Origin of the sequence: Acidiphilium sp. PM, from assembly GCF_000219295.1 — a bacterium.
GTDB lineage: Bacteria > Pseudomonadota > Alphaproteobacteria > Acetobacterales > Acetobacteraceae > Acidiphilium > Acidiphilium multivorum.
In genome coordinates, this window is the sequence record NZ_AFPR01000153.1 from 1 (window position 1) to 2,430 (window position 2,430).

At 69.9% G+C, this 2,430-nt stretch carries 2 protein-coding genes; one reads left to right on the forward strand and one right to left on the reverse strand.

All coding sequences use genetic code 11. The features are described from left to right. The coding region (locus APM_RS07480; protein WP_007422752.1) for an FAD-dependent oxidoreductase at positions 1–852 on the reverse strand (852 nt) is incomplete at its 3' end. 163 nt (positions 853–1,015) lie between these two features. Here APM_RS07480 and APM_RS07485 point away from each other — a divergent pair. Further along, positions 1,016–2,430, forward strand: a 1,415-nt coding sequence (locus tag APM_RS07485; RefSeq protein ID WP_007422753.1) for a biotin carboxylase N-terminal domain-containing protein, incomplete at its 3' end; no start/stop codon positions are given.

A 2,430-nucleotide genomic window follows, 5' to 3' on the forward strand; every position in this document is an offset into this window, starting at 1 on the left:
CGTGGTGCCGGCCGGCCAGTGGACGAGGCGCGACGGCGCATGGGCCCAGAGGCGGCGGGGCAGCTGCTCGACACCGCCGATGACGAGGCGCTGGTCGTCCTCGAGCTCGGTGAGGACGACGCGGAGGATTTCGAGCATGGAATTCGGGAAGTCGGAATCCCAGCCGCCGGTGCCGAAGCCGACCTGGCCGAAGACCTCGCGGTGGTGGAAGGACAGGCGGGCGAAGGCGGGGCTGGAGGCGACGAAATCGTAGAAGGTGCGTTCGTCCCAGGCGGCGACGATGGGGTTCCACAGCGATTTCAGGGCGGCGACGTCGCGCGCGCGGAGGGCCGCCTGCAGGGCGGCGAAGCCGGATTGCTGCTCCAAAGCCTCGGCCCAGGCGGATTGCACCTCGGCGAAGAAGGGCGGCAGCGGGCCGGTGCCCTCGATATAGGTCGTGGTGCCCTCGAGGTCGATCACGGTGCTCGGCGAGGCCGGCGAGAGCGGGTTCGGGAAGGGCGCGGTGTCGAGCCCGACGAGGTCGAGATAGTGGTAGAAGCCGCGCGACGAGGTGGGGAAGCGCATGCCGCCGAGCTCGGCGATGACATCCTCGGCGCCGGCGAAACGCTCGGAACGGAGGCGGCCGCCGAGACGGCCCTGCTCGTAGAGGACTGGGCGGAGGCCGAGCTTCATCAGCTCGTAGGCGGCGACGATGCCGGCGATGCCGGCGCCGATGATCGCGACCTCGGCGCCGTGCGCGGCTTCGGGCAGCGCGCCGAGGCCGGCGGGGTGGGACAGCCAGTCGTCATAGGCGAAGGGGAAATCGGGGCCGAAACAGGTAACGGCGGGTGCGGTCGTGCGCGGCTGGCTCATGGACTCCTCTTCCCTCGCGGTGATCGGGCCGGTTGTCGCGCAGAACGGGCGCGGGGTGAAGCCGGGGGCGATTTTTGCCGCAGCGCACAAAAAGTCTTGCCCTCGCGGCGAGGTGACCATAGGGTCCGGGGGTCAAAAAAAGTTACAAAGGAGGTACAGGGCGGTGCAGACATTCAGGCGGCTGCTGGTGGCGAACCGGTCGGAAATCGCGATCCGGGTGTTCCGGGCGGCGACCGAGCTGGGGATTACCACGATCGGCGTCTATGCCGAGCAGGACAAGCTCTCGCTGCACCGCTTCAAGGCGGACGAGGCCTATCTGATCGGCGAGGGGATGGGGCCGATCGAGGCGTATCTGTCGATCGAGGAGGTGCTGCGCGTCGCCGAGGAGGCGAAGGCGGACGCGATCCATCCGGGCTACGGGTTCCTGTCGGAAAATCCGGAGTTCGCCGAGGCCTGCGCGGCGCGGGGGATCGCGTTCATCGGGCCGGCGCCGCGGACGATGCGCACGCTGGGCAACAAGGTGGCGGCCAGGCAGCTCGCGGAGAGCGTCGGCGTGCCGGTGATGCCGGCCTCGGCGCCGCTGCCGCGGGATGCGGCGGAGATCGGGCGGATCGCCGCGGAGATCGGCTATCCGGTGATGCTCAAGGCCTCCTGGGGCGGCGGCGGGCGCGGGATGCGGCCGATCGAGAGCGCGGAGGGGCTGGCCGAGCAGGTGGAGACGGCGCGGCGCGAGGCGCTGGCGGCGTTCGGCAATGACGAGGTGTATTTCGAGAAGCTGGTGCGGCGGGCGCGGCATGTCGAGGTGCAGATCCTCGGCGATTCGCACGGCAATCTCGTGCACCTGTTCGAGCGGGACTGCACGATCCAGCGGCGGCACCAGAAGGTGATCGAGCGGGCGCCGGCGCCGTATCTCGACGCCGCGACGCGCGAGGGGCTGTGCGCGGCGGCGCTGGCGATCGGCCGGGCGACCGATTACCGCAACGCCGGGACGGTGGAGTTCCTGCTCGACCGCGAGACCGGGCGGTTCTATTTCATCGAGGTCAATCCGCGCATCCAGGTGGAGCACACGGTGACCGAGGTGGTGACCGGGCTCGATATCGTGAAGGCGCAGATCCGCATCGCCGAGGGCGGGCGGATCGGGCGGCCGGACGAGACCGGGATTCCGGCGCAGGAGGCCATCGTGCTCGACGGGCACGCGCTGCAATGCCGGATCACCACGGAAAACCCGGAGAACAATTTCATTCCGGATTACGGACGGATTTCCGCCTATCGCGGGGCGTTCGGCTTCGGCATCCGCCTCGATGGCGGGACGGCCTATTCGGGCGCGGTGGTGACACGCTTCTACGACGCGCTGCTGGAGAAGGTGACGGCCTGGGCGCCGACGCCGGAGGAGGCGATCGCGCGGATGGTGCGGGCGATCCGCGAGTATCGCATCCGCGGGGTGAGCACCAACCTGCCCTTCCTGGAGGCGCTGCTGACGCATCCCGCGTTCCGCGCCGGGGATTACACCACGCGGTTCATCGACACCACGCCGGAGCTGTTCGCCCTGCCCCGCCGGCGCGACCGGGCGACGCGGCT